Source organism: Mesorhizobium sp. M0960, from assembly GCF_040319055.1.
Classification (GTDB): domain Bacteria; phylum Pseudomonadota; class Alphaproteobacteria; order Rhizobiales; family Rhizobiaceae; genus Mesorhizobium.
In genome coordinates this window covers 156,621-181,983 of record NZ_JAMYNN010000003.1, presented here as the reverse complement: position 1 = coordinate 181,983, position 25,363 = coordinate 156,621, and the positions used below count along the sequence as shown (strand labels likewise).

28 protein-coding genes and 1 tRNA gene are annotated in these 25,363 nt (G+C 61.9%); 17 read left to right on the top strand and 12 right to left on the bottom strand.

Translation table 11 applies throughout. From position 1 onward, the window contains the following. Nucleotides 1-5 precede the first annotated feature (5 nt). The 3 genes from NKH63_RS09190 to NKH63_RS09180 are packed head-to-tail and all read left to right on the top strand — an operon-like array spanning nucleotide 6 to nucleotide 2,862. The gene (locus NKH63_RS09190) at nucleotides 6-1,172 is read left to right on the top strand and encodes an ABC transporter permease (RefSeq protein WP_352481229.1); all 1,167 of its coding nucleotides are present in this window, start codon (nucleotides 6-8) and stop codon (nucleotides 1,170-1,172) included. Between the two features lie 5 nt (nucleotides 1,173-1,177). Then, a complete protein-coding gene (locus NKH63_RS09185) occupies nucleotides 1,178-2,116 on the top strand; it encodes an ABC transporter ATP-binding protein (RefSeq protein WP_352481228.1) in 939 nt (312 codons plus the stop codon). Further along, entirely contained in the window at nucleotides 2,113-2,862 is a 750-nt protein-coding gene (locus NKH63_RS09180) for an ABC transporter permease (RefSeq protein ID WP_352481227.1), read from the top strand. The genes NKH63_RS09185 and NKH63_RS09180 overlap by 4 nt, the downstream gene beginning before the upstream one ends. Before the next feature lie 25 nt (nucleotides 2,863-2,887). On the opposite strand, the gene NKH63_RS09175 is transcribed toward NKH63_RS09180, so the two are convergent. After that, entirely contained in the window at nucleotides 2,888-3,121 is a 234-nt protein-coding gene (locus NKH63_RS09175; RefSeq protein WP_352481226.1) for a hypothetical protein, read from the bottom strand. 79 nt (nucleotides 3,122-3,200) lie between these two features. Here NKH63_RS09175 and NKH63_RS09170 point away from each other — a divergent pair, with 79 nt between their 5' ends. Both NKH63_RS09170 and NKH63_RS09165 read left to right on the top strand, forming a co-directional pair. Further along, complete coding sequence (locus NKH63_RS09170; protein WP_352481225.1) at nucleotides 3,201-3,701, top strand: DUF2165 family protein; 501 nt, start codon at nucleotides 3,201-3,203, stop codon at nucleotides 3,699-3,701. 253 nt (nucleotides 3,702-3,954) lie between these two features. Beyond that, complete coding sequence (locus NKH63_RS09165) at nucleotides 3,955-6,096, top strand: sodium-translocating pyrophosphatase (protein WP_023717286.1); 2,142 nt, start codon at nucleotides 3,955-3,957, stop codon at nucleotides 6,094-6,096. A gap of 121 nt (nucleotides 6,097-6,217) precedes the next feature. Here NKH63_RS09165 and NKH63_RS09160 read toward each other — a convergent pair whose 3' ends face one another. After that, complete coding sequence (locus NKH63_RS09160; RefSeq protein WP_023717287.1) at nucleotides 6,218-6,751, bottom strand: outer membrane protein assembly factor BamE; 534 nt, start codon at nucleotides 6,749-6,751, stop codon at nucleotides 6,218-6,220. 114 nt (nucleotides 6,752-6,865) lie between these two features. Here NKH63_RS09160 and NKH63_RS09155 point away from each other — a divergent pair, with 114 nt between their 5' ends. The 7 genes from NKH63_RS09155 (at nucleotide 6,866) to NKH63_RS09125 (ending at nucleotide 11,794) form a co-directional block, all read left to right on the top strand. Next, a complete protein-coding gene (locus NKH63_RS09155) occupies nucleotides 6,866-7,423 on the top strand; it encodes a ubiquinol-cytochrome C chaperone family protein (RefSeq protein ID WP_023717288.1) in 558 nt (185 codons plus the stop codon). Nucleotides 7,424-7,445: 22 nt separating this feature from the next. After that, nucleotides 7,446-7,994 (top strand): YceD family protein, encoded by a 549-nt coding sequence (locus NKH63_RS09150; protein ID WP_023717289.1) that lies wholly within the window; start codon nucleotides 7,446-7,448, stop codon nucleotides 7,992-7,994. A 123-nt stretch (nucleotides 7,995-8,117) separates the two neighbouring features. Beyond that, nucleotides 8,118-9,188, top strand: a complete 1,071-nt coding sequence (gene plsX, locus NKH63_RS09145) for a phosphate acyltransferase PlsX (RefSeq protein WP_352481224.1) — start codon at nucleotides 8,118-8,120, stop codon at nucleotides 9,186-9,188. A gap of 9 nt (nucleotides 9,189-9,197) precedes the next feature. After that, nucleotides 9,198-10,169, top strand: coding sequence for a beta-ketoacyl-ACP synthase III (locus NKH63_RS09140; RefSeq protein WP_023717291.1), 972 nt, complete (start codon nucleotides 9,198-9,200; stop codon nucleotides 10,167-10,169). 104 nt (nucleotides 10,170-10,273) lie between these two features. After that, a complete protein-coding gene (locus tag NKH63_RS09135; protein WP_023717292.1) occupies nucleotides 10,274-10,597 on the top strand; it encodes an integration host factor subunit alpha in 324 nt (107 codons plus the stop codon). 246 nt (nucleotides 10,598-10,843) lie between these two features. Beyond that, the gene (locus tag NKH63_RS09130) at nucleotides 10,844-11,386 is read left to right on the top strand and encodes a MerR family transcriptional regulator (RefSeq protein WP_352481223.1); all 543 of its coding nucleotides are present in this window, start codon (nucleotides 10,844-10,846) and stop codon (nucleotides 11,384-11,386) included. A 75-nt stretch (nucleotides 11,387-11,461) separates the two neighbouring features. Further along, nucleotides 11,462-11,794 (top strand): hypothetical protein, encoded by a 333-nt coding sequence (locus NKH63_RS09125; protein WP_023717294.1) that lies wholly within the window; start codon nucleotides 11,462-11,464, stop codon nucleotides 11,792-11,794. Nucleotides 11,795-11,916: 122 nt separating this feature from the next. Here NKH63_RS09125 and NKH63_RS09120 read toward each other — a convergent pair whose 3' ends face one another. Further along, a complete protein-coding gene (locus NKH63_RS09120; protein WP_352481222.1) occupies nucleotides 11,917-12,108 on the bottom strand; it encodes a hypothetical protein in 192 nt (63 codons plus the stop codon). Nucleotides 12,109-12,424: 316 nt separating this feature from the next. Here NKH63_RS09120 and NKH63_RS09115 point away from each other — a divergent pair, with 316 nt between their 5' ends. Both NKH63_RS09115 and NKH63_RS09110 read left to right on the top strand, forming a co-directional pair. Next, entirely contained in the window at nucleotides 12,425-12,703 is a 279-nt protein-coding gene (locus tag NKH63_RS09115; protein WP_352481221.1) for a helix-turn-helix domain-containing protein, read from the top strand. 119 nt (nucleotides 12,704-12,822) lie between these two features. Further along, the gene (locus NKH63_RS09110; protein ID WP_023717299.1) at nucleotides 12,823-13,281 is read left to right on the top strand and encodes a YbaK/EbsC family protein; all 459 of its coding nucleotides are present in this window, start codon (nucleotides 12,823-12,825) and stop codon (nucleotides 13,279-13,281) included. A 38-nt stretch (nucleotides 13,282-13,319) separates the two neighbouring features. Here NKH63_RS09110 and NKH63_RS09105 read toward each other — a convergent pair whose 3' ends face one another. Together NKH63_RS09105 and NKH63_RS09100 are read right to left on the bottom strand one after the other, a co-directional pair. Further along, nucleotides 13,320-13,514 carry a hypothetical protein gene (locus NKH63_RS09105; protein ID WP_023717300.1) on the bottom strand — a complete coding sequence of 65 codons (195 nt, stop codon included), beginning with the start codon at nucleotides 13,512-13,514 and terminating at the stop codon, nucleotides 13,320-13,322. Nucleotides 13,515-13,667: 153 nt separating this feature from the next. After that, nucleotides 13,668-13,901, bottom strand: coding sequence for a hypothetical protein (locus NKH63_RS09100; RefSeq protein WP_031193496.1), 234 nt, complete (start codon nucleotides 13,899-13,901; stop codon nucleotides 13,668-13,670). Nucleotides 13,902-14,400: 499 nt separating this feature from the next. Between NKH63_RS09100 and NKH63_RS09095 the strand changes: the two genes are divergently transcribed. Beyond that, nucleotides 14,401-14,700, top strand: coding sequence for a DUF1236 domain-containing protein (locus NKH63_RS09095; protein WP_023717301.1), 300 nt, complete (start codon nucleotides 14,401-14,403; stop codon nucleotides 14,698-14,700). A gap of 713 nt (nucleotides 14,701-15,413) precedes the next feature. On the opposite strand, the gene NKH63_RS09090 is transcribed toward NKH63_RS09095, so the two are convergent. The 5 genes from NKH63_RS09090 to NKH63_RS09070 form a co-directional block, all read right to left on the bottom strand. After that, nucleotides 15,414-15,490, bottom strand: a tRNA-Pro gene (locus NKH63_RS09090). After that, on the bottom strand, nucleotides 15,481-16,815 hold the full coding sequence (locus NKH63_RS09085) for an O-antigen ligase family protein (RefSeq protein WP_352481220.1): 1,335 nt from the start codon (nucleotides 16,813-16,815) through the stop codon (nucleotides 15,481-15,483). Before NKH63_RS09085 ends, NKH63_RS09090 begins: the two co-directional genes overlap by 10 nt. Next, complete coding sequence (locus NKH63_RS09080; protein ID WP_352481219.1) at nucleotides 16,812-18,347, bottom strand: undecaprenyl-phosphate glucose phosphotransferase; 1,536 nt, start codon at nucleotides 18,345-18,347, stop codon at nucleotides 16,812-16,814. Before NKH63_RS09080 ends, NKH63_RS09085 begins: the two co-directional genes overlap by 4 nt. A 123-nt stretch (nucleotides 18,348-18,470) precedes the next feature. Continuing rightward, nucleotides 18,471-19,595 carry a glycosyltransferase family 4 protein gene (locus NKH63_RS09075; protein WP_352481218.1) on the bottom strand — a complete coding sequence of 375 codons (1,125 nt, stop codon included), beginning with the start codon at nucleotides 19,593-19,595 and terminating at the stop codon, nucleotides 18,471-18,473. Between the two features lie 12 nt (nucleotides 19,596-19,607). Continuing rightward, the gene (locus tag NKH63_RS09070) at nucleotides 19,608-20,171 is read right to left on the bottom strand and encodes a polysaccharide biosynthesis/export family protein (protein WP_023717305.1); all 564 of its coding nucleotides are present in this window, start codon (nucleotides 20,169-20,171) and stop codon (nucleotides 19,608-19,610) included. Nucleotides 20,172-20,426: 255 nt separating this feature from the next. Between NKH63_RS09070 and NKH63_RS09065 the strand changes: the two genes are divergently transcribed. Further along, complete coding sequence (locus NKH63_RS09065; RefSeq protein WP_352481217.1) at nucleotides 20,427-22,682, top strand: GumC family protein; 2,256 nt, start codon at nucleotides 20,427-20,429, stop codon at nucleotides 22,680-22,682. 21 nt (nucleotides 22,683-22,703) lie between these two features. Here the strand turns inward: NKH63_RS09065 and NKH63_RS09060 are convergent, their stop codons facing one another. Next, a complete protein-coding gene (locus tag NKH63_RS09060) occupies nucleotides 22,704-23,933 on the bottom strand; it encodes a GNAT family N-acetyltransferase (protein WP_352481216.1) in 1,230 nt (409 codons plus the stop codon). Between the two features lie 89 nt (nucleotides 23,934-24,022). Between NKH63_RS09060 and NKH63_RS09055 the strand changes: the two genes are divergently transcribed. Further along, the gene (locus NKH63_RS09055; RefSeq protein ID WP_352481215.1) at nucleotides 24,023-25,081 is read left to right on the top strand and encodes a polysaccharide deacetylase family protein; all 1,059 of its coding nucleotides are present in this window, start codon (nucleotides 24,023-24,025) and stop codon (nucleotides 25,079-25,081) included. Here NKH63_RS09055 and NKH63_RS09050 read toward each other — a convergent pair. Next, nucleotides 25,078-25,305 (bottom strand): DUF2842 domain-containing protein, encoded by a 228-nt coding sequence (locus NKH63_RS09050; protein ID WP_023717309.1) that lies wholly within the window; start codon nucleotides 25,303-25,305, stop codon nucleotides 25,078-25,080. The genes NKH63_RS09055 and NKH63_RS09050 overlap by 4 nt on opposite strands. Nucleotides 25,306-25,363: the final 58 nt, after the last annotated feature.

Below are 25,363 nucleotides of genomic sequence, written 5' to 3'. Positions count from 1 at the left end.
GGCCGATGGGGGAGGGCGTGCGCATCCGGTTTGACAAGCTCGGCGTGGTTATCGCGGCGATATCAGCCTATGCGGCTTTTGCGGCACCATTCGCCACGTTCCGCGCCAATCGCATCGTACCCGGCGAGGCGCGCTCGATCCTCGAATCTTTGCCTGCGGCGGTCGGTGCGCTATTGATGGCGATTGTTGTCGCAGCGGCGCTCATTGCATTGCTGAAAACGCCGCTTGCTCTGCGCCTCGCCGCCAGTGTGGTTGCACTTGCGGCGCTGGCGCTGCTGATCGGCGTTGCCGGCAGCTTCCTGACGACCGCCGGCAACACCTTCGCCCGTATCTCGCCGGCTTCGGGCTTCTGGCTGTTTATCTTCGCCTTCACGCTTCTGCTCGCCGACGTGCTTACAAGGCTGAACCTGTCGCCGCAGGCACGGGTCGGCGTGCTTGTTGTCGCCGCAGCGGCGATCGGCCTGCTGCTGGTCTCGGGGAGCTGGAACAGCCTGTCGATCCTCAAGGAATATTTCAATCGCGCCGATAGTTTTTGGGCGGAAGGCTCCAAGCACGTGACGCTGGCGCTGGGTTCGCTGGCGGCAGCAGTGATTATCGGCCTGCCGCTCGGCATCCTCTGCCACCGCGTCGAGAAATTGCGGGCCGGCGTGCTCAACGTGCTGAACATCATTCAGACCATTCCTTCGATCGCGCTGTTCGGCCTCTTGATAGCACCGCTCGGCTGGGTCGCTTCGCATGTGCCGGGTGCTGCCGCGCTCGGCATTCGCGGCATCGGCACGGCGCCGGCTTTCGTCGCCCTGTTCCTCTATTCACTGCTGCCGGTGGTGGCCAACACCGTGGTCGGCCTTGCCGGTGTGCCGCGTGCCGCCAACGACGCAGCGCGCGGCATGGGCATGACCGACCGCCAGCGGCTGTTCGGCGTCGAGTTTCCGCTGGCTTTCCCGGTGATCCTCACCGGCATTCGCATCGTGCTGGTGCAGAATATCGGCCTCGCCACCATTGCCGCGCTGATCGGCGGCGGCGGCTTTGGCGTATTCGTATTCCAGGGAGTCGGCCAGACGGCGATGGACCTGGTGCTGCTCGGTGCCGTGCCGACGGTGGCGCTGGCCTTCGCCGCCGCCATCATCCTCGATGCAGTGATCGAAATGAGCGCCAGCAAGCGCAGGGTTTAAACGGCATGATCGAGATCGAAGGCATCACCAAGCGCTACGGCGAGACGACAGTGGTCGACGACGTGTCGATAGTAATCGAGCCGCGCAGCATCGCCGTCATCGTCGGCACCTCCGGCTCCGGCAAGACGACGCTGCTTCGCATGATCAACCGGCTGGTCGAGCCGACATCGGGCGTGATCAAGCTCGACGGCGTCGACAACCGCTCGGTGCCTGATTATGAGCTGCGTCGCAGCATCGGCTATGCCATCCAGGGCCACGGTCTGTTTCCGCATCGCACGGTGGCACAGAACATCGCCACTGTGCCGGTATTGCTCGGCTGGGACGCCAACCGCATCAAAGCCCGCGTCGACGAGCTGATGACGCTATATCAGCTCGACCCGCAAGCCTACGGGCCACGCTATCCGCATGAGCTTTCCGGCGGCCAGCAGCAGCGCGTCGGCGTCGCCCGAGCGCTTGCCGCGGAACCCAACGTGCTGTTGATGGATGAGCCGTTCGGCGCGCTCGATCCAATCATCCGCAACAAGGCGCAGGAGGATCTGCTGGCGATCCAGAAGCGCTTCGGCACCACCATCATCCTAGTCACCCATGACATGGAAGAGGCCGTTCACATGGGCGACAAGATCGCGGTGATGGACGGCGGCAAAGTAGTGCAATATGCCGCGCCGGCCGAGATACTGGCGAAACCGGCCAGCGCGTTTGTCGAGACCCTGGTTGGCGCCAGCGAAAAACCGTTCCGGCTGTTATCGCTTGGCCGGGTGCGCGACGCGGTGGAAAAAGGCACGGCCGAAGGCGAGGCGATCCCCGGTGATGCCAGCCAACGCGACGCGTTGGCCGAACTCCTGTGGTCGGGCCGCCCGGCACTGCCGGTGAAAGATACTGATGGCAAATCGCTTGGCCGCGTCACTGTGGATGGACTGGTTAAACGCGCGGCGAGGCCGGCATGAAAGCCTGGCTTCCATCACTGCTCAGGCTTGCCCTGGTGGTGCTGCTTATTGCCTTCGTCACCAATCCCGGCTGGTTCGAACCGCTGCTGAAGCCGCTGACAGAGAACAACGCGCCGGTAATCTACAATCAGGGCAGCCTTTTGACGTTGACGCTGCTGCATCTGCAGACCGTCCTGATCGCAACGGTTGCCGCGACGATCGTTGCGGTCGCGCTCGCCATTCTGGTCACCAGGCCAGCCGGCGCCGAATTCCTGCCGCTGTCGCGCAGCCTGGTCAATATCGGCCAGACCTTTCCGCCGGTGGCGGTGCTGGCGCTTGCCGTGCCGGCCGTCGGCTTCGGCGAAAAGCCGACGCTGATTGCGTTGTTTCTCTATGGCCTGCTGCCGATCTTCGAGAACGCGCTGACCGGCCTGACGACGCTGCCGGCCAATGTCGTCGAGGCGGCGCGTGGCGCCGGCATGACCGGCTGGCAAAGGCTGGTCAAGGTCGAACTGCCGCTCAGCGCGCCGATCATCCTCGGCGGTATCCGGCTGTCGGTGGTGATCAGCCTCGCCACCGCGACCATCGGCTCGACAGTGGCGGCGAGGACATTGGGCGAGGTGATCATCGCCGGCCTGCTGTCGAACAACCTCGCCTTCATCCTGCAGGGCGGCCTGATCGTCGCCGCCCTTGCCGTGCTGATCTATGACGGGCTGTCGGCGATCGAGCGCTACACGGGCCGGCGCATGGGGCGCGAGGTGGAGTAGCCCCTCGGGGCAAAGTTCGCTTCTTTCAAAGGCCACTCGAACGCGCCGGATGATCGAGCGTCAGTTCGAGCGTGGTGCCCGTCTCGCTGGCGATCCAGCGGCGGCGGATGATGGCGAAATCGTGCTGTGTGCCGGCTCTAACCACAGAGACTAAGTCGCCCACCGCGCAATAGCTGTCCAGATCGAGGGTTTCGAGAATCGCGGCAATGTCTTGCTTCCCGGCATAATGTCTCGCGACAGTCGTGAGCACTATGATCACTGGTCCCCCCGTTGCGCGATCTTCGGGACTCGGCGATTGATGAGTGCGATGCCCCGATCTTTCAGCAGGAGTTCTTGCCATGACCGCGCGTTTCTCCAAGATCATCATGTGTTTGTGTCTGGCGGCTTTCGCCTTCCTTGTCGCCTTCGGCAACATCACCGATTACGGCTCAAACTTCGCCTTTGTCCAGCATGTGCTGAGCATGGACACGACCTTTCCTGGCAACGCCCTGATGTACCGCTCGATCACCAACCCGTCGCTGTGGACGGCGGGCTACTGGCTGATCATCATTGGCGAGGCGCTGACCTGCTTGCTCTACCTAGTCGCCGCCTGGCGACTCTGGCAGGCGCGCAACGCCAGCGGACAGGCATTCAACGATGCCAAGAAGTTCGCCATCATAGCCGCCACCATGGGTTTCCTCGTTTGGTATTTCGGCTTCATGGTCGTTGGCGGCGAGTGGTTTGCCATGTGGCAGTCTTCGACATGGAATGGTCAGGAGGCGGCGTTCAAATTCTACATGACAATGCTGGTGGTGCTGATCTTCGTCGTCCAGCCGGACGGCGACCCGCGCAAAGTTTGACGGCCGTTCGCCGATTTCAATCGATCTAATCGGATGGCAGTGTCGAAAGGCGCGCTGCCGTCCAGCCTTTTGGATGAAACCCGGGATGTTTTGAGCGAAAACCGGACAAAAACCGAACAATATCTTGACGTTCCGAGCCCTGTTTCGCATAAGCCGCTGCGAAGGGACGGATTCCGGTTGCGGAAAATTCGTCCCCTGTCTCAACGGCCCGGGGAGGGGTTCTTTTGGGCCACCAATCGAGGAAAATTCGGCAATGACCATACTTTCAGCTGTCATCGCCTGCGGTCTGCTTTCAGTCCTTTACGCCATCTGGGCGACACGTTCGGTCCTCGCGGCCGATCAGGGCAATGCACGCATGCAGGAAATTTCCGCGGCCATCCGCGAAGGCGCGCAAGCCTATCTGGCGCGCCAGTACACCACAATCGCCATCGTCGGCGTCGTGGTCCTGCTGCTCGCCTGGTGGCTGCTTTCGATCACCGCCGCCATCGGCTTCCTGATCGGCGCCGTTCTATCGGGCGCCGCTGGCTTCATCGGCATGCACGTCTCGGTGCGCGCCAATGTGCGCACCGCGCAGGCGGCTTCCAACAGCCTCGCTGCCGGCCTCGAGATCGCCTTCAAGTCTGGGGCTATCACTGGCATGCTGGTTGCTGGCCTGGCCCTGCTTGGCGTCTCGATCTATTACCTGATCCTGACCCAGTTCATGGGCCTTCAGCCCGATGACCGTGTCGTCATCGACTCGTTGGTTTCGCTTGGCTTCGGCGCCTCGCTGATTTCGATCTTCGCTCGTCTCGGCGGCGGCATCTTCACCAAGGGCGCCGACGTCGGCGGCGATCTCGTCGGCAAGGTTGAAGCCGGCATTCCCGAAGACGATCCACGCAATCCGGCCACCATCGCCGACAATGTCGGCGACAATGTCGGCGATTGCGCCGGCATGGCCGCCGATCTGTTCGAGACCTATGCGGTGACCGTGGTCGCCACCATGGTCCTTGCCGCCATCTTTTTCGGTGGCACCGCCGTTCTCGGCGCGACCATGCTCTATCCGCTGGCCATCTGCGGCGCCTGCATTCTCACCTCGATCGCCGGCACCTTCTTCGTCAAGCTCGGTTCCAGCGGCTCGATCATGGGCGCTCTCTACAAGGGCCTGATCGTCACCGGCCTGCTGTCAATTGTCGGCCTTGCCGTCGCCACTTCGGCATGCATCGGCTGGGGTGAGATCGGCACCGTCGCCGGCATGGCCATCACCGGCACGAACCTGTTCATCTGCGGCCTGGTCGGCCTTGTGGTGACAGGCCTCATCGTGGTGATCACCGAATATTATACCGGCACCAACAAGCGTCCGGTGAACTCCATCGCCCAGGCCTCGGTCACCGGTCACGGCACCAACGTCATCCAGGGCCTGGCGGTCTCGCTCGAAGCGACGGCGTTGCCGGCGATCGTCATCGTCGGCGGCATCATCTCGACATACCAGCTCGCCGGCCTCTACGGCACGGCGATCGCGGTGACGACGATGCTTGGCCTCGCCGGCATGATCGTCGCGCTCGATGCCTTCGGCCCAGTCACCGACAATGCCGGCGGCATTGCCGAAATGGCCGGCCTGCCCAAGGAAGTGCGCCAGTCCACCGACGCGCTCGACGCTGTCGGCAACACCACCAAAGCGGTAACCAAGGGCTACGCCATCGGGTCGGCCGGCCTCGGCGCGCTGGTGCTGTTTGCGGCCTACTCTAACGACCTGAAGTTCTTTGCCGCCAATAGCGACAAATACCCCTACTTCCAGGGCATGGGCGACGTCTCCTTCGACCTCTCCAATCCTTATGTCGTCGCCGGCCTGATCTTCGGCGGCCTGATCCCGTATCTGTTCGGCGGCATCGCCATGACCGCCGTCGGCCGCGCCGCCGGTGCTATCGTCGAGGAGGTGCGCAAGCAGTTCCGCGAGGATCCGGGCATCATGGCCGGCACCTCGAAGCCGAACTATGCGCGCGCCGTCGACCTTCTGACCAAGGCAGCGATCCGGGAGATGATCGTTCCATCACTGCTGCCGGTGCTGGCGCCGCTGGTGGTCTATTTCGGTGTCCTCCTGATCTCCGGTTCGAAGGCATCCGCCTTTGCCGCGCTCGGCGCCTCGCTGCTCGGCGTCATCGTCAACGGCCTTTTCGTTGCCATCTCGATGACCTCCGGCGGCGGTGCCTGGGACAACGCCAAGAAGTCGTTCGAAGATGGTTTCGTCGACAAGGACGGCCTCAAGCACCTCAAGGGCTCCGAAGCACACAAGGCCTCTGTGACCGGCGACACGGTCGGCGATCCCTATAAGGATACTGCTGGGCCGGCGGTCAACCCGGCGATCAAGATCACGAACATCGTCGCGCTGCTGCTATTGGCCGTGCTCGCGCACGGCTAAGCTCGGTCGCCACGGCTCAAGACAAAAACCCGCGGGATCGCTCCCGCGGGTTTTCATTGCCTGAGATGTGCCGCCGCTTACAGGGAAGCGAAAAGAAAAGAAGCCGACACCGTCGAGTGGATCAGGTGCCGCCGAGCGTACTGCCGCCGCTGGCGCCCGGAACACCAGGCGTCAGCTTGCTGGCGCCACTGATGATCTGGCTGAGGAAGTTCTGGTCCTTGCCGCCGGTCGGCGTGGTGCGCGAGATGAAGTCGAACACCTTGCCGTCCTTCAGGCCGTAATTGGCGATCTGGGTGACGCGCCCGTCATCGCCAAAATAGACCGCCAGCACATGCTGGTCGACTAGCCGCGGCTTGTCGAAGGCGACATAGCGCTTGCGCGTCTGCGAAATGTAATAAAAGGCCTCGTTGTCGAAGGTCGCCTTCGTCGAGGGAGTGCCGAGCGCCAGCAGCACCTGTTCGCGGCTCGAGCCGACCGGCACCAGGTCGATCGCCTGCTGGTCGATGACGTAGCCCTGCGTCAGCGTCTCGCTCGGATTGAGATCGCCGATCATTTTGGACGAATTGCAGGCGGAAAGCGCCGCAGCGATCACCAGCAGCGAAACCGCACCGGCGGGCCTAGGCAGGAAAGTCGACTTGAATTTCAGCGCGCGCAACTACAACTCCATAAGCTGGCCGCAACTTGCGCTGGGCCGCAAAACCGGTAAACCAGCTTGCTTGCCGATGCAACAAGGCCACTTCAACAAACGGTCCCGGGAGACCACCCTCAAATGTTCCAGCGCCTCTTTGGCCGCGAACGTCACGCCAACCGCGCCATCACCGAGGCGCTTTACGCACAAATCGTGGCGGCGGCGCGGCAACCGGTGTTTTATTCCGCCTGGAACGTGCCGGACACGCCGCTCGGCCGCTTCGAGATGCTGTCGTTGCACATGTTCCTGTTCCAGCACCGGTTGCGCGGCGAGGGCGGTGCTGCGGCAGAGGTTGCGCAGGTGCTGATCGACGAGTTCTTCATGGATGTCGAACATTCGTTGCGGGAATTGGGCATTGGCGACGTCGGCGTGCCGAAGCGAATGCGGAAACTGGCGAAGATGTTCTATGGCCGTACCGCCGCCTATGACGATGCGCTGAAACGAAATGACCATGATGCGCTTGCCGCCGCCCTTTCCCGCAATGTCAGGCCGGATGCCGGCGCCTGGCCGCAAGCGTCGCAACTGGCACTCTATGCCGCCGATGCATCAAGGCAACTCACGCAACAGCCGACCGAATCGATCGTTTCCGGCACGGTGGCATTTCCAGTGGCCAACTCTGAGCGAAGGCAGGCCGAATGAAGGCGGCGAAGTGGAGGCGAAGATGAAACATCCTGATACCCACAGCCCAGTGTCATTCCTGGCAAATGTCGCCCGGATGCCGCAAAAAGGGCTGCCGGTGGTGATCGATGCCGACGCCGGGCAGCGCGCCATACTGGCCGTCGAGCATGAGCTGCTTTCGGTCGAGAACTATCGCGCCGAACTTCTGATCGAGCCGTGGAAGCGCAATGGGGTGAAAGTCAGCGGCCATGTCGAGGCCGATATAACGCAGGCCTGCATCGTCACTCTCGACCCGGTCGAGGCGCATATCGACGAGCCGGTCGAGGCGCTGTTCCTGCCGGAACAATCCAAGCTCGGGCGGCAAGGTTTCGACGGTGGCGGTGAGATCCTGCTCGACGCCGAAGGGCCGGACAGCCCGGAAACCTTTTCCGGCGACGCGATCGACGTCGGGGCGCTTGCCGAACAGTTCTTTGGCTTGGCGATCGATCCCTATCCGCGCAAGCCGGGTGTGTCGCTGGAGGCCGCCGGCGATGCCGAGCCTGTGGAGAATGAATTCCAGCAAAAGCTCAGATCACTGCTGGGAAAATCCTGATGGCTGACCCAATTTGAGAAAAGTTGGTTGTGCGGCAGCCCAAAACCGTTATTTTCGCCGAACCTTCGCGAGCCCCGTACCTTGGCAAGCCCGCTGGCCAAGCAACCGTGAGATGAACACCGCGTGATCAGGATTTCCATCGATGCCATGGGCGGCGATCACGGGCCAAGCGTGGTCATCCCGGCGCTCATGACTGTCGCCACCCGCCGTCCGGACATACGCTTCGTCATCTATGGGCGCGAAGAAGCGGTAAGGCCTGAACTCGCCAAATTCCCCAAGCTAGCGGAGGTGAGCGAGTTCATCCACTGCGAGATCGCAGTCCGGATGGACGACAAGCCGAGCCAGGCACTGCGCCATGGCCGCTGGAAGTCATCGATGTGGAAAGCCGTCGAAGCGGTCAAGGCAGGCACGGCGGACGCCTGCATCTCGGCTGGCAATACCGGCGCACTGATGGCGATGTCCAGATTCTGCCTTCGCACCATGGCGACCATCGACCGCCCGGCGATTGCGGCGCTCTGGCCGACATTGCGCGGCGAAAGCGTGGTGCTGGACGTCGGCGCAACCATCGGTGCGGATGCGCATCAACTGGTTGATTTTGCCATTCTGGGTACCGGCATGGCGCGCTCGGTTTTCGGCATCGAACGGCCGAGCGTCGGCCTGCTCAATGTCGGCGTCGAGGAGATCAAGGGTCAGGAGGAGGTCAAGGAAGCAGGCCGTATGCTGCGCGAGGCCAACATGGCCTCGATGAACTACCATGGCTTTGTCGAGGGTGACGACATCGGCAAGGGCAGTGTCGACGTCGTCGTTACCGAAGGATTTGCCGGCAATATCGCGCTCAAGACGGCGGAAGGCACGGTCAGGCAGATCGCCGGCTACCTGCGCGCCGCGATGAACCGGACACTGATGGCCAGGATCGGCTATATCTTCGCCAAGACCGCCTTCGATCGCCTGCGCGAGAAGATGGATGTCGGCCGCTCCAATGGCGGCGTCTTCCTGGGATTGAACGGCATCGTGGTGAAAAGCCATGGCGGGGCTGATTCGGATGGCTTCGCTGCGGCGATCGAGCTCGGCTACGACATGGTGCGCAACAATCTGCTTGACCGCATCGAGGCCGATCTCGACCTGTTCCATGCCCGCAATCCGAATGCCCAGACAATCCGGAAATCCGACGTCGTCATCGACGCAAAGGAATAGGAAAGAGCATTGATCAGATCAGTCGTGCGCGGCACGGGCGCCGCGCTGCCCCGCCGCATTATGAAGAATGCCGATTTTGAAGGCATGGTCGAGACCTCGGACGAATGGATCGTCCAGCGCACCGGTATTCGCCAGCGCCACATTGCGGCCGACGACGAGACGACGGCCTCTCTGGGTGAGGCGGCAGCGCGCGCAGCCCTCGACAGCGCCGGCCTGACGGCTGACGACATCGACCTGATCGTGCTGGCGACCTCGACGCCCAACAACACCTTTCCCGCGACCGCAGTCGAGATCCAGAACCGGCTCGGCATGCACCACGGTTTTGCCTTCGACCTGCAGGCGGTCTGCTCGGGTTTTGTCTATGCGGTGACGACCGCCGACCTCTATATCCGCGGCGGCTTGGCCAGACGGGTGCTGGTGATCGGCTCGGAAACGTTTTCGCGCATTCTCGACTGGAACGACCGCTCGACCTGCGTTTTGTTCGGCGACGGCGCCGGCGCGATAGTGCTGGAAGCAGGCACGGGGGCAGGCGGCATCGCCGACCGAGGCGTTCTGGCGGCCAGCCTGCGCTCCGACGGCATCCACAAGGACAAGCTTTTTGTCGACGGTGGGCCGTCGACTACCGGAACGGTCGGGCACCTCAGGATGGAAGGCCGCGAAGTGTTCAAGCATGCGGTCGGCATGATCACCGACGTCATCGAGGCGACGTTCGCACAGGCCGGCATCAGCGCCGCTGATCTCGACTGGTTCGTGCCGCATCAAGCCAATAAACGAATTATTGATGCTTCGGCCAAAAAGCTCGGGATAGAGGAGCGGAAGGTGGTGGTGACCGTCGATTTGCACGGTAACACATCGGCTGCTTCCGTGCCGCTGGCACTATCCGCGGCCGTCGCCGACGGCCGCATCAAAAAGGGTGACCTGGTGCTGCTTGAGGCGATGGGCGGCGGCTTCACCTGGGGCGCCGTCCTGCTGCGTTGGTAAGTGCCGAACTAACGGGTTCGGGTCCTTGACCTTGACGGATCAATTACTTACGTTCTGCCGTTGCTTGTATCGATTTTATTTTTTGAGCTGATGGGACGGTTCGTATGGGGGGAAAGACACTTACGCGCGCCGACCTCGCCGAAGCCGTTTACCGCAAGGTTGGGCTGTCGCGTACTGAATCGGCCGAGCTTGTCGAGGCGGTGCTGAATGAGATCTGCGAGGCGATCGTTCGCGGTGAGACGGTGAAACTGTCGTCCTTCGCGACCTTCCATGTCCGTTCCAAGAACGAACGCATCGGGCGCAATCCCAAGACCGGTGAGGAAGTGCCGATCCTGCCGCGCCGGGTGATGACCTTCAAGTCATCGAACGTGCTGAAGAACCGCATCCTGCGCTCCCATCAAAACAGCAAGGCCAAGGGCAGCAAGTAGATTCCCGATCTCCCTTGCCGAGAATCCATGCTTCAGGCTTCGGTTGAAAAACGAAGCCTGCTTTTACGCCGGGCTTGAATATTGTTTCATAAACCGCTGAAATAAGATGCGATTCGGCAGGCCGGATCGGTATTTGGGTGTGATCCGCCCCGGTGGACGGAAAAGCTGCTCTCTTTGTTTTACCGTGATGTTGCCCAAAACCGGTCCCCGCCTTTCGCGATCATGCTCTAGCGTGAGGATTCGCCCATGGACAAGAGCCCCGATGCTTTCCGCACCATCAGCGAGGTCGCGGAGGATCTGGATTTGCCGCAGCACGTGCTGCGCTTCTGGGAGACGCGTTTCAACCAGATCAAGCCGATGAAGCGCGGCGGCGGCCGCCGCTACTACCGGCCGCAGGACGTCGAGCTGATCAAGGGCATTCGCCACATGCTCTACGATCAGGGCTATACGATCAAGGGCGTACAAAAGCTGTTGCGCGAGAACGGCAACCAGTTTTTGATCGCCGTCGGCAATGGCGACATGGCGGCGGTCGAGGCGATCTCGCAGCGCCGGCAGGCTGACGCGGTACCGCTGACGCCAGCGGCGCAGCCGCGCGGCCCCGACGACGAGATGCTGGTCGGCCAGCCGAGGGTGAAACCCAGCCGTCGTTTTTTCGGCATCGGCAAGAGCGACGAGGAAGGCCCGGTTCCGCCGGACACGTCAAAACTTTCCCGTGATAATCGCGCATTGCTGCAGGAGGCGCTGTTCGACCTGCTCGAATGCAAGCGCCTGCTCGATCAGGTTCGCTAAAGCCCGCCGGGGCTGACCGGAACGGTCTTCGGGGTCATGCGTTAGGCTTCCTTCTGCAGATGAAGGAACCACGTCATGGCATCGCTTTCGAGCATCTCCGACACCGATCTGAACAAGCAGGTCGCGGCCCTGACCAGGGAACTGGCCACTTTGAAGAAAGCCGTGTTGAAGCGGGGCGGCGCCTATTACGAAGACGGTCGCGATACCGCGTCGGACTATTATTCGGATATCGCCGAGCGTCTCGGCGACACCTTGCCGGCAATCAGAAGGCAAGGCCGGGCGATCGAGAAGACTGCCCGTGATCACCCGGCGACGGCGGCCGCTGTCGGGCTGGTTCTGGTCGGGCTGGTCGCCAGTCTGTTTCTCGGTGGCCGGCAGCAAAAAGCGCCGCGAGCGCGTTCAAGGTAGGGGAAATGCGGTGGTCAGCGGGACCGCCGCCATTTCGTCGACGCGGCAAACCCCGGCAAGCTGGCCGCTCTTGATCAGAGGCCAAGAACGCCTGCTTGCCGGTTGTCTGTCCCAGGGTGTTTTCAGTACGTCTTCGCCACAACCTTCTTGTGATGATGGCGATGGTGGTGGACGCGGTGATGGTAGTGATGACGGTGATGCTTCTTGACGGTGGTGTGCATCGTCGCTGCATTCGCGCTGCTCGCGCCGATGATCGGCATCGAGAGGGCAAGTGCGATTGCAAGTCCAAGGGCGGAGAGAAGAGACTTCTTCATGACATCGTTTCCTTTTTGCGCAGGGCGAATTTGAGCGTCACCGATTCAGGTCGGTGACTCGAGCACTGCGGTCGGGACTATCGCCTTGGAGTTTTTCGGCAGTTTTTCCGGCCTGTAGAATTTTGTTTCCGAACTGTGTCCGCCGACGATCCGGCCAGATGTGAGCGCCCCGGCATCCACATTCATTCCGGCGTCGGTTCACGATGCCGTGACGCTATCTTTGATGCTTGGCAAATCACCGGGGAGCGGGCATTCTCCCGATCGTCTCAGGCAACAACATGATTTGACTTAACTCTTTCATCCCACGGAGTTGCCAATGCCCCAAATAGCAAAACGCGAACCTTACTCCGAACTGGCGGCGAGCGCGGTTACGCCTGAACGCAGTGCCGTCCGAACCGCCCGGGAAGCCCGTGGATACAGTATCGAAGAGCTGTCCCTGGCGTGCGGGCTGGCAGCCTATGAGATTGCCGACATCGAAAGCGGCAACGATGCCGATCCTTCGAAACGTCGGCGTATTGCCTCCGCGCTTCAACTTCCGGAAAGCGCTCTGTTCGACGAAGCCGTGTTGCCTGCGAAAAGGCGGTCCGTGTCGTAGCGGCGTGCCATGCGTTTATTCGACGAGCTCGCCATGGGTTGCCCTGGCGGGCTTCGTTTTTCCGGCCACGTAGCGGACTTGCCGGCCGCCACGGCGACGCGAGACGGAAATCGCCGGAGATGAGCCTCGAATCCGTTCGCGCTTTCTTCGTCGCCCACGCGCCCGAAATCGACGTCATCGTTACGCAAGCCAGCTCGGCGACGGTGCCTCTGGCTGCCGAAGCGCATGGCGTAGCGCCGGCGCAGATTGCCAAGACGATCTGCCTGCGCGCCGGCGACCAGACGATGCTGATCGTGGCCAGCGGCATCTCCAGGCTGGACAATCGCAAATTCAAGGACCGGTTCGGCGGCAAGGCGCGAATGCTGGATGCCGAGCAGGTGCTCGCCGCGACCGGTCATCCCGTCGGTGGGGTGTGCCCGTTCGGCCTACCGGCACCGCTCCCGGTGTACTGCGACGTCTCGCTGCGCGCCTTTGACGAGGTCGTCCCCGCCGCAGGCGCGACGAACGCCGCCGTCCGGCTCAGCCCGCAACGCATGGCCGAACTCGTCGACGCCGAGTGGGTGGATGTCTGCCAGTAGCCCTTTATCCGGGTCGTGGGATCCGGTGAGCGTTACCGCTATTCGGTCTTCTGTGGCTCTTCTTTCTTGATCGTCTGAGCGTCCGCGGCTGTCGACATATCGGCCTTCTCGACGCTCGCTGTCCTCGTCTGCGTGTCGACCGATGCCTGGACCTTTGAATGCGCGGGGCAATCCGCAGAGGCAGCGGATATGGACAGGGTCAGTGCGGCGGCTGTTGCGAGGAATGTCTTCATGATCATTCTCCTCTTTCATTGGATATTCGTTGGGAAGATTAGCCCGTCTGGCACCGACCGCAAAATCACATTTGTTCACGCGCGCCCTTGCGTGCACGGAAGCCTACGCTGGACCAATAATTCAAATGGTTGCGCGGATAGCCGCTTGCCGTATCAAAACCCACTGCCTCCGGCCGGAGGATTTTTGGCGTAAAAAATCTCGCCGCTCAGAGCCAGTCTCAAATCTTCGGCGCTGAGCTGACCACTTTCGAACAAATCCATCACCCTGCGGCCGAGCACTTCTCTGCCTGGATCGCCGTCAGCGAGGCCTAGTTCACGGCATCGGGCATCAAGTGCTTTGGCCAACATGGTCAGCTCGGCAGGACAGGTAGCTCCTTGAAGCGACATTGCATCTCTCCCGAAAAGGCCGAAAGGGCGTGTCATCTTCGAAGCGTCCGCTCGCCCTTACAACTGCGGACGACGGCAATTCAACTAGAGCCAACCTTTTTCGAACTCAACATTCGAACGTATTAAAAACGCCGCCCGCGCTCCAATGGGAGGATCCTGCTACAATACGGTATGGCCGTCCGTATAGCGGTTGTCCTAATGCTTCTTTTCGCCTTCGCCTACGGTTTCGCAAAACTCGTGGAACATTATGGCAGCGTTGGCGACAGGCCCTCTCCGTGTGAAGAATTGCCCTATCCTGATTGTCCTGACCCAAAAGCTCCTCCCCGGGAAGAAACTAAGCCTTGAGCAGGTGCTTGTTTGTAGGCGGCCTCATGGCCATGGCACCGGAGTTCGCCCACCGCCAGCGGAACAACAAGTCTTTCGGCTCGTTTAGGTAAGTAGCCCCGCACGGAAGCATCAAGCACCGTAGCGGAAGGTTGCCTCGCTGGAGGATTGCTATATGGGAAAGCAACTTTTATCTGCTGCGACAGGAATCTTTCTTTTCGTAGGTATCGGAACCGCCGCTGCTCAGGACGTCATCATTCAGCCTGAGCAAGACACGGTGATCCGGGAGTATGTAAAGAAGAAGCCGGTAGCATCCCTGAGCCTTCCCGGTGTTGAGCTCAACATTGGCACCGCTCTGCCCGACACAGTCGAGCTTTACGAAGTGCCGGACGTTCAGTACCGCTATGTAGTCGTCGAGGGACGAACCGTCCTGGTTGATCCAGGTACCCGCAAAATTGTTAAGATCTACGATTGATTTTCTGCCTGAAGCCCGCCGTGCCGAAAAAGCGGCGGGCTTGTTTGCGTTCAGCCGCCAATCGCGGTAGCGGACGATGCGCTCGCGTCCTCACGGAAACCGGCGGGGTGAGCTGCCACGTTTCGTTCCCAGGCCGCCAGCATCCAGGTTGGGTTCTTCATGCTTGCTGCCATTGATCCTTCCGGCATTCCCGCAAGCAACGAGGGCCGGGCACGTTGCGCTTGCTCGACTTTCCTGACCCCGTCGCTGCCGCCCTGAAAAAGTTTCAGGCCAAGCCGGCCGCCGGCGTTGAACCAGTTCGTTCCAACCGCCGGTTGGTGGACGCGCTACCGCTCATGCGCCTAATGTCGACTTGATCCGCGCGCACCTGGCAAGCCCGCCCACCCGAGTCCCCCGCCTGGTGCAACAGCGCTTGATCGGCCCCGCCGTACTTCATGTGCGGCGGGTTTTTATTTACTCGATGGAACAACCCGGCCGGCGCGACGGTTCATCTCAACGCAGCAAGTCCCTCCTCATAAGAATTGCTGCCAGATCGGGTTGCACCGATCTGCCCGCGTCCTTCTCCCGGAAGGCGCGAGCTTTTTGCATGCTGGTTTGGGCTATTCCACATTGACCTGGCGAGCGAAGCCCTTGGTCGAAATCGTGTTGCGCTGGCTGCAATGCGGCTATTCTGTATGGCCAGTTGGGGGAACTGGCTAAGCCTTTGGATTTAATGGTCGGAGTGGCCGGATTCGAACCGACGACCCCTTGACCCCCAGTCAAGTGCGCTACCGGGCTGCGCTACACTCCGGACCGGTCGCGATGTATCGTGATAGACTGGGTCCGGTCAACCGAATTCGGCTGCTGTCCGGCCTGAAGCAACAGCAACGGAGGTTGCGGGCGCCGCGCCGCCCGCAACTGCCACTGATGGCGGTATTCCAGCGCGATGGCGCCCCAGATCAGGCCGAGCAGCAGGTAGACATGTCGCCAGTGGTCGATGTCGATGAAGGTGCCGAGCCCGATATTGCCGATGAAGGCGACATAGGCGCATAGTAGATAAGGCTGCCAGGGCCGGTCGCGCAGCAGAATGCGGAAGCCGGCGGCGATCGTCCAGCACGTCAGCGTCAGGAACGACACGAAGCCGAGCCACCCGTAATCCATCAGCATCTTCAGCCAGATGTCGTGCGTGTCCTCGCCGAACATCTTGCCGAATACGAGCGGGCCGATGCCGAACGGATGCTCCAGCGCCATCTGAAAGCCGATCGTGTAGCGGGCGAAGCGGCCGAGGCGGGCGGTGTCGTAGCTTTGTTCGAGTTGCGCGCGATTCGAGAACATCTCCGCCACGCCAGGCAGTTGCAGGATGACGATCATCGCAATGACCAGCAGTCCGACGGCGGCGATGGTCATGACGACGACGCGCAGCCGGAATTTGCCGCTGGCGCTCTGCAGGAACAAGGCCCCGGTCAGCAGGATCGCCGAAACGGCGAACATGCCCCAGGCGCCGCGCGAAAAAGAAAAGAAGATGCCGGCGGTGATGATCAGCAGCGGCACCGCCAATAGAGGCATGCGCGCGATCGAGCCGGTAAGCAGCAGATAGAGCAGGTAGATGCCCGGCAGCACCAGGAACGGCCCGAACACGTTCGGGTCCTGGAAGGCGCCGGCGGCACGGTCGTATTTGGTGAAGATCTCCGCTCCTGGAAAGGCATGGAAATAGCCGGCTATGCCGACCAGCGAAGTCAGCACTGCCGACACGACATAAGCGACGAAGATCACGCGGTAGAGACTGGGCTGGACGGCCGTTACGGAAGCGAAGAAAACCGCAGTGAGGGTCAGGAACAGCGAGACGGCGAGATAGAGCGGCGTGGCGGCGAGGTCCGGCATCTGCGTCATCGAGATCATTCCGCCGATGTTCATGATCATCAGCAGCACCAGAAGTGGCACCGCCGCGCGCTGTATGCGCATGCCGAACAAGGGCCACACCACGATCAGCCCGATCATATAGAGGTCGTATGGCGCCGGCTCGGCAATAACGAAACCGGACAGGAAGACGCCGAGGAAAACTGCCCCTGACGCAATCAGCGCAATGAGCTTGGCGTTGACCGCCGCCGCCGGCAATTCGTAGGCCGTCGCGCTCAATACGCATTTTCCGTGTTGAGCAGGCGGATCGGCGTCAGGAACAGGATTCTCAGGTCGAACAACAGCGACCAGTTCTCGATGTAATAGAGGTCGTATTCCGTGCGCATGCGGATCTTCTCGTTGGTGTCCATCTCGCCGCGCCAGCCATTGATCTGAGCCCAGCCGGTCACGCCGGGCTTGACCTTGTGTCGGGCGAAATAGCCGTCGACCACCTCATTGTAGAGAAGGTTGTGCGACTGCGCGGCAATGGCGTGCGGGCGCGGCCCGACCAGCGACAGCGAACCGAACAGCGAATTGAAGAACTGCGGCAATTCGTCGATCGAGGTCTTGCGGATGAAGCGGCCGACGCGGGTGACGCGCGGATCGTTCTTGGTCACGGTCTGCTTCGCCGTCGGGTCCGCCTTGTCGGTGTACATCGAACGGAACTTATAGACGTCGATGATTTCGTTGTTGAAGCCGTGCCGCTTCTGGTGGAACAGCACCGGGCCCTTGCTGTCGAGTTTGATCGCGATCGCGGTCGCCAGCATCACCGGCGAGAACACGATGATGCCGATGATCGAAAAGACGATGTCAAAGGCGCGTTTCGCGACCGAATCCCAGTCGTTGATAGGCTTGTCGAAGATATCGAGCATCGGCACCGAGCCGATGTAGGAATAGGCGCGCGGCCTGAACTGCAGCGCATTCGAATGCGCCGACAGCCGGATGTCGACCGGCAGCACCCACAGCTTCTTCAACAGTTGCAGCACGCGCGATTCGGCGGTCAGCGGCAGCGAAACGATCAGCATGTCGATGCGTGCGATGCGGGCAAATTCAATGAGCTCGGAAATCGTGCCGAGCTTGGGATAGCCGGCGACAACCGGCGGCGAACGCTTGTCACCACGATCGTCGAAGATGCCGCAGATGCGGATGTCGTTGTAGGGCTGCTTTTCGACCGAGCGGATCAGCACCTCCGCCGCCTTGCCGCCGCCGACGATGACGGCGCGGCGCTCCATCCGCCCGTCGCGCGCCCAGCGCCGGATCAGCTTCGACATCACCAGCCGGAGACCCAGGATCAGCACGAAGCCAATAACGAACCACGTGCCGAAGAGCAGGCGCGAATAGTCTTCCGACATTTTCATGGTGAAGGCGGTGAGCGCCATCAAGGCGAAGGTTCCAGCCCAGACCAGCAGGAGGCGGCCGAAATTGGCGATCGGCCGCATCAGCGCGACGATCTGGTAGCAGTCGGTGACGTCGAGCAAAACGACCGCGAGGAACGAGGTGGCGGCGATCGTCAGCGAGTATTGCCAGGCAAGATAGCTGAAAAAGCCGACATAGTAGAAATAGACGGCAAGACCCGACACCAACAGCAGCGCGAATTCCGCCATGCGCAGGACGCCGCTGACCATGATCGGCGACATCGTATCGCGCCGGTATTGCGAGGCGACCTGGCGGGCAACGTCGTTCATGCCGCCGGCCGTGTTGTTCTCGGCAGGGGCGTCGAATTTGCGCACCGCGTCTAGCGAAAAACGGCGCGCGGGGTCGATTTCGTTCATGGGGCGTCCGTAGGTTTCCCTCAGGTGAATAGCAAAAGAGAGCTAAGAAACCCTTGAAACAACAGATGGCTTTGGAGACGCTTTCACCGGGGGCCTTTTGCAGCCGAGTGGATATCAGTTGCTCTACTGTTTGAGCGCGGCGAAATAGGCCTTTTCGATTTCGGCGGCCATTACATCCGCGCCGAACCGTGCCTTGAGTTCGGCGGCACCGGGCATCAGGCCTTTGTAGGCGTCGAGATCGGCCAGAGCGGCGCTTATCTTGTCGCCAAGTTCGCGCGGGTCGGGCCGGATCAGGGCAGGGGAGCCGGTGTCGAAGATTTCCGGTATGCCCCCGACCGACGTCGCGATTAGCGGCTTGCCGGCGGCAAGCGTTTCCAGAACGATATAAGGCATGGCTTCCGCGCGCGAGGGAACGACGACCAGCTTGGCCAGCGTGAAGGCGAGCCTGGCTGGCATCGGCGGCAGGAAGCTGACCTCGAGGCCGAGCTGATCTACCTTGGCGCGATAGCGCGGCAGGTCGTCGCCGTCGCCGACCATCAGCGCTTTCAATGGGCGACCGAGCCGTGTTGCGGCTCGCCCCAGCGCATCGATGAAGATGTCCGGGCCCTTGAGGTCGCGCATCATGCCGATATAGAGGAGGTCGACGGCATTGTGCTCGGTCTGCACCGGCTCGAACTCGGCGGCGCGCAGGCCGTTGTGTACGAGAGCGTTCGGAATGGGCGGCTCGCCGACCTTCCTGCGATAAGTCCGCCGCTCATAATCGGAAACAAATAGCAGGCAATCGGTGAAGCGAGCCATGAAGCGTTCGAGCGCGAAGAACAGCTTCCCCATCGCCGTGGTTTCGTCATAGTGCAGTGAGCCGCCATGCGGCGAATAAAGGCGGGCTACGCGAGACCTGGATACCCGCAACAATGAGCCGAACAGACGGGCATAGGCGCCACCTTTGGCGCCATGCCCGTGCAGCACGTCCGGCCGCAATTCTTTTATGATCCTATAGGTGCGTCGGGCCGAAGCGAGATCGCCTGGCCCGACATGCCGCTGCATCGGTGTGCGATGAATGCCGAGCGCCAGGCTGCCTTTCATCTGTTCGAACAGCCGTTCCTCGAAATCGCCGCCAGTCGTCGAATCGCAGACGATGCCGACGGCATGGCCGGCGGCGACCTGAGCCTCGGTCAGGTCGCGCACATGCCGGAAGATGCCTCCGACGGGTGAGCGAAAGCAGTGGACGATCCTGAGTGTGTCCGCCACTTGGTCAGCACATCAAAACAGGCGTTCGCGAACATAGACTGTGTCGCCGGGCAACAGCGGGTCGGAGGTCACCACGCGTCCGGTTATAACCTTGCCGTTGATGTCGCGGGTAATGTCGACGCTTTCCTGGTTGGCGCGTGGCGTGAAGCCGCCGGCGATGGCGATGGCTTTCTGCACGGTCAGGCCCGGAACGTAGGAATATTGGCCCGCCGCGCCCACTTCACCCATGACGAAGATCGGCCGGTAGCGATCGATTTCGACCGAAACGTCAGGATCGCGCAAATAGCCCTGGCGCAGTTTCTCGGCGATCTCGCCCTCGAGTTGCTGGGCGGTGTGGCCGCGCGCCGGCACGTTGCCGACGAGCGGCAGCGAGAGATAGCCGGATTGGTCGACGCTGTAGGTGTTGGTCAATCCTTCCTGCTCGAACACGGTGACGCGGACGCGGTCGCCGGCACCGAGGCGATAGGGCTGGTCGAGCACTTCATGGAAGGCGGCCGGCGTCGGCCGGTAGCTTGAGCAGCCCGAAAGCATCGATACGGCAAGCAGCGCGCGGAAAAGGGGAGCAGTGCTTTTCATGAGCGGACACGTACCTTTGAATAGCCGGCGACTCTGCGGCAAACCTTAACGATCGAGCTCGGTTATCATCCTGTTAGGGTTAATGGCCGGTAAAGGCGCGCGGCCGATGCGGGCCCGATCGACAAATGCAGATGGTTTTCAGCCTCTTGTTTGCGGCTTGTTAGCAGAGCCTAACAGGTGCTTACCGCGTTATTAACGGCTGAGTTACCATAGTTGTTTACGGTGCATGCTGACTCAGTACCGGAGCAGGGATGCATGTCCGTTCAATCCGCGGCCGCAGATGTCGACGTCGATCTCAGGCAGCTTTTCGCCAGCCTGGCGCGAAACTGGCTGCGCATCCTTGTCGTCGCGCTGGCTGTAACCGGCCTGGCCTTTGCGCTCGCCTGGCTTGCAACGCCCGAATACAAGGCGGCAGCCAAGCTGGAGATCGGGCCTCGAGAATCGGAGTTCACGCGGCCAGCCGGTGCCAACGGCAACGAGCGGTCGATTCCCGACGAAGAGGCTGTGGCCACCGAGGTCCAGATCATTTCGTCCCCTGACATCCTCAAACAGGTGGCGGCGAAGCTCAACCTCGCGAAATTGCCCGAATTCGACGAGGCGCTGAAGATGTCGGCGCTGAGCCGCACCCTTGTCCTCGTTGGCTTGAAAAGCGATCCCTTCGAGATTCCGCTGGAAGAGCGCGTGCTGGACGCAATGCATGACAAGCTCAACGTCTATGGCGTTGAAAAAACCCGCGCGATCGCTATCGAGTTCTCGTCAGAGGATCCACAGCTTGCCGCCGCAATCCCGAACGCCATCGCAAACGCCTATATCGCCTCCAAGGGCAACGCCAAGCTCGAATCGAATTCCGCCGCCACCGACTTTCTGGCGCCGGAAATCGCGGACCTGCAGAACCGGGTGAAGGAGGCGGAGGCCAAGGTTGCCGCATTCCGTGCGCAGTCCGATCTTTTGATGGGCGGCAACAATTCGGTGCTTGCCACCCAGCAGCTGTCCGAATTGTCGAGCGAACTGTCACGGGTACGCGCCAACCGCGCTTCGGCGGAAGCGACCGCCGACAGTGTGCGCAGGGCGTTGCGCAATGGCGGCTCGCTGGATGCCGTTCCAGAGGTGTTGTCTTCCGACCTGATCCAGCGCCTGCGCGAGCGGCAAGTCGAACTCAAGAACAACATCGCCGACCTTTCCACCACCTTGCTCGACAATCATCCGCGCATCCGTGCGCTGAAGTCGCAGCTCGCCGATCTCGACCGCCAGATCCGCAACGAAGCGGAAAAGATCATGAAGGGTCTGATGGCGCAGGCCGAGACGGCGAAGGCACGAGAGGCTCAACTCGTGGCCGACGTCAACACCCTGAAGGCGGCGTCCGCCCGCGCCGGCGAAGAGCAGGTGGAACTCGATGCCCTGCAGCGCGATGCCGCGACCAAGCGCCAGCAACTCGATCTCTACTCGTCCAGCTATCTCCAGGCGGCCGCACGCAAGGATCGTAACTACCTGCCTGTCGACGCTCGCCTATTTTCGGAGGCCCGGGCGCCGACCGAACCCTATTTCCCCAAGATTGGTCCGATTGTCGGTGCGGCCTTTGTCGGCTCGTTGCTCCTCATGGCGATCGTCACGTTGCTGCAGGAACTGTTTTCCGGCCGCGCCATGCGTCCGGCCGCCGGTGCCCATTTCGAACGCATCGAGCAGGTTGCGATGCCGGCTGTCCAGGCCGAACGCGTAGTGGCCGAGCCCGGCCCGCCGGTTGCCCGGCCCGAACCGGCAGTCGCCGTGATCGACCAGCTCGGTGAGTCCGACAACAGTGTCACTGAAACCAAACTGGAGCCGGAACCCGTCGCGGTGGCGGAAGCGGCTGCCGAGAAAATCGAACCGGAGTACTCTGAGATGGCTGCTGCAGACATTGAACCGGCACGTTCCACCCTCGGTGAGGTCGACATCGACAAGGCCGCGGAAAAACTGATCGCCACCGGTGCCGCCCGCGCCATATTCGTGTCGCCGGAAGGCGACGAGGCGGCTGCCTCGGCGGTGCTGGTGGCGCGCGCAGTCTCTGACGCCGGGCTACGCGTGCTGCTGCTTGATCTCACCGCTTCGGGTGCTGCCTCGCGGCCGATGCTGGACAGCGGGCTGTTTCCGGGCATCACCGATCTGCTCGCCTCGCAAGCGCAGTTCAGCGATGTGATCCACCCCGATCTCTATTCGGACTGCCACGTGATTCCCGTCGGCACAGCCGATCCGGTCCGTGCCATGCGCGCCGCCGACCGGCTGCCGATCATCATGCAGTCGCTGACCACCGCCTATGACCTGGTCGTTGTCGAATGCGGGCCAGCGGACGCGCAAGGCATCAGCCGCCTAGTGGGCGAGGGCACCGAGGTGCTGCTCTCCATGCTGGAGCCGGACGACGAGGTGACGCAAGCCGCAGTCGCGCTCATCGAGAGCGGCTATCCCGACCTGACGCTGGTCACGCCAATCGGCCATGTGGCGCCGGGGCCAATGCCGGGGCGGCGCTCGGCCGCCTGAGGCAGTTTTCTCAAATCGAAATCAGCTGTCGTCTTCGCCTGCGGCCGGTGCTGTCTGTCCCACAGCCTTGCGGCGCAGCAGCTTGGTCAGCTTCCAGACCATTGGGCTGTGCTTGATGAATGCTTTCAGGCTTGCGCCGTGCCTGAGCGCAAGCGCCAGCGCGCGGCCCTTCAGCGTCAGCGGAACCAGCACCTCGAAATGCTGCGTTTCGACATCGCACCACAATCGCTTATAGGGTTCGTCGCCGACTGAGAAATCATAGATTTCAAAACCCGTCTCGCAGGCTTCCTGGATGTTCTCGAAGAACAGGAAGTCGCCGGGGCTGGTGTGTGCGAGGTCGTCCTCGGCGATCGCCCCGAATTCGCAGATCAGCCGCTTGCCCGAGCGGCTCGACCCGGTGACCGCACGAAGCTTGCCGGCGACTTCCAGCCCATGCAGCACGAAGCACGGGTTTTCCTCTTGAAGCGCTTCGGCAAACAGCGAGCGGAAAAAAGCGCGCACCTCCGCTTCACCGAAAACATTGACGATGCCCATCTTGCGGAAGCGGAATTCCTTCATCTCGAAAAAGGCGTCGAGCAGCCTGTTCACCTCGTCCGCAGTCCTCGCCTCGATGCGACGATAGCTGCCGACGGCCTCGAACTTGCGCGCCTGCGAGCGATGCTTCTTGCGCCTGCGCTTGCCGCTCACGCGGGTGAGCAGTGCATCAAACCCTCCGACAAGACCGGCGGCCAGCGACAGATTGGGGCTCGAAAAATGCGGCAAGGCGGAGAGCGGGTTGGCAACGCCGTCGAGATCAGGCAGCAGCCGCTCTAGCGCGACAAGATCGATGTCGCGCCGCGCCTTGGCAATCGCGGCCAGCATCGAACGGATCGCCGCGATATCGGCATTCGCCAGCCATTGCAGGTCGGCAGCGGCAAAATTGCCGTTGGCATGGCGCCCGCCCATGAAGCGCGCAACGCGGAATGCTCCGCTGCGGGTGACCTCCAGCGCCAGCGAGAAAACCGGCCTGTCGTCGGCGCGCAGCGTCGCAACGACAACGTCGGCGCCGGTATGTGCGGCCCAGTTCAGGATCCAGCCTGCGCTCTGCGCCGGGGCAAAAAGCGCCGAACGGCAGAATTCGGCGTACGCCGCCAGCGCCGCACTATCGGCAACCGAGGTCGACAGGCCGGCTTTGCCGGCCGGCAAGGCACACGGCGACGCCTCGCTGCTTGCCAGCCGATTGCCGTCAAATGACGCGGTGGCGTCAACCATACCTCAATCCTTAGGGCGTATTCGTCGCGATTGGGGGTCCGCGCAGGCGCATTCCATGCTTGATGAGCTTAGGCGCAAAAGGTGAATGAATGATCGACGGGGGCGAGGCAATCCGCAAACTGGCGCTCAATCTCGCCCGCTATTCCGGTCTTGCGCCGCTGGCCAAGCCGTTCATCGGCGGCCTTGGCGCCATCCTGATGCTGCATCGGGTCACCGCGACGCCGGAAAAGCCGAACGGCGTCAACCGCCACTTGAACATCGCGCCTGGGTTCCTCGACATCGTGATCGCCGACATGAAGGCGAACGGCTACACGTTCGTTACTCTGGACGAGGCAATCGAGCGCATCAAGGCTGGCGACAAGGACGGCCAGTTCGCGACGATCACCGCCGACGACGCCTATCGAGACAACATGACCGAGGCGCTGCCCGTGCTGGAGAAGCACGGCGCGCCGATCACCATCTACGTCGCGCCGGGACTGATTGATGGCGCTGCCGATTTGTGGTGGGACGTGGTCGAGGACATCGTCAATGCGCGCGATCGCCTGACGCTGACGACGCCGGACGGCCCGGTGACGATCGATTGCTCGAACCCAGGAAAAAAGGTCCAGGCCAATGCGCGCCTGCACACTCATCTGACGCTGAAGGTGCGCGAGCAGGACCAGCGTGCGGTATTGCGCGATCTGGCGCGTTCGAACGGCATCGAGTTGGGCGGTTCGCGCCCGAACACGCTGATGAACTGGGACGAGCTCCGCACCATGGCCGCGCACCCGCTGGTGACGATCGGAGCGCATAGCGTCAATCATTGCAATCTGAAGCGGCTTTCCGAGAGCGACGCGCGGCATGAGATCGGCGACGTCAAGCGCATATTGCAGGCCAAACTCGGCGAGGAGCCGCGCCATTTCGCCTATCCCTACGGTTATGCCAGCGCCGTCGGCCGTCGCGAAGTGGGCCTTGTCCGCGATGCCGGCTATGCCTCGGCCGTGACGACCCGCCACGGCATACTCCGCGCCGAGCATGCCGGGTTCCTGCATGCCCTGCCGCGCATTTCGGTCAATGGCCGCTATCAGAGCGTCGCCCACATCCGAACAATGTTGTCGGGCGTGACGACGCCGCTGGCCAATGCCGGCAAGACGGTGGTGACGATCTAACTGTTGCCTCGGCCCTTCGGCCGCGGCTCCAGGATCAGCCATTTGATGATGCCCATCGCCGGCAGCACCCACAAAAGCCCGCTCAGCAGGAAGAAGATGAAGTGCGCCAGCGGCCCGGACTGTGACAATTGGGCGACTGCCACGATCGAGGCGACCATCGCATAGACGACGACCAGCAGTACCAGCAGGAAGCTTCCGATCAGCTTTTTCAGGCGAATGGGCATAACGCGATCTCGTTGATCGCTATCGCTTAGGCCGAACAGCCGATGCGCGCAAGCCGCC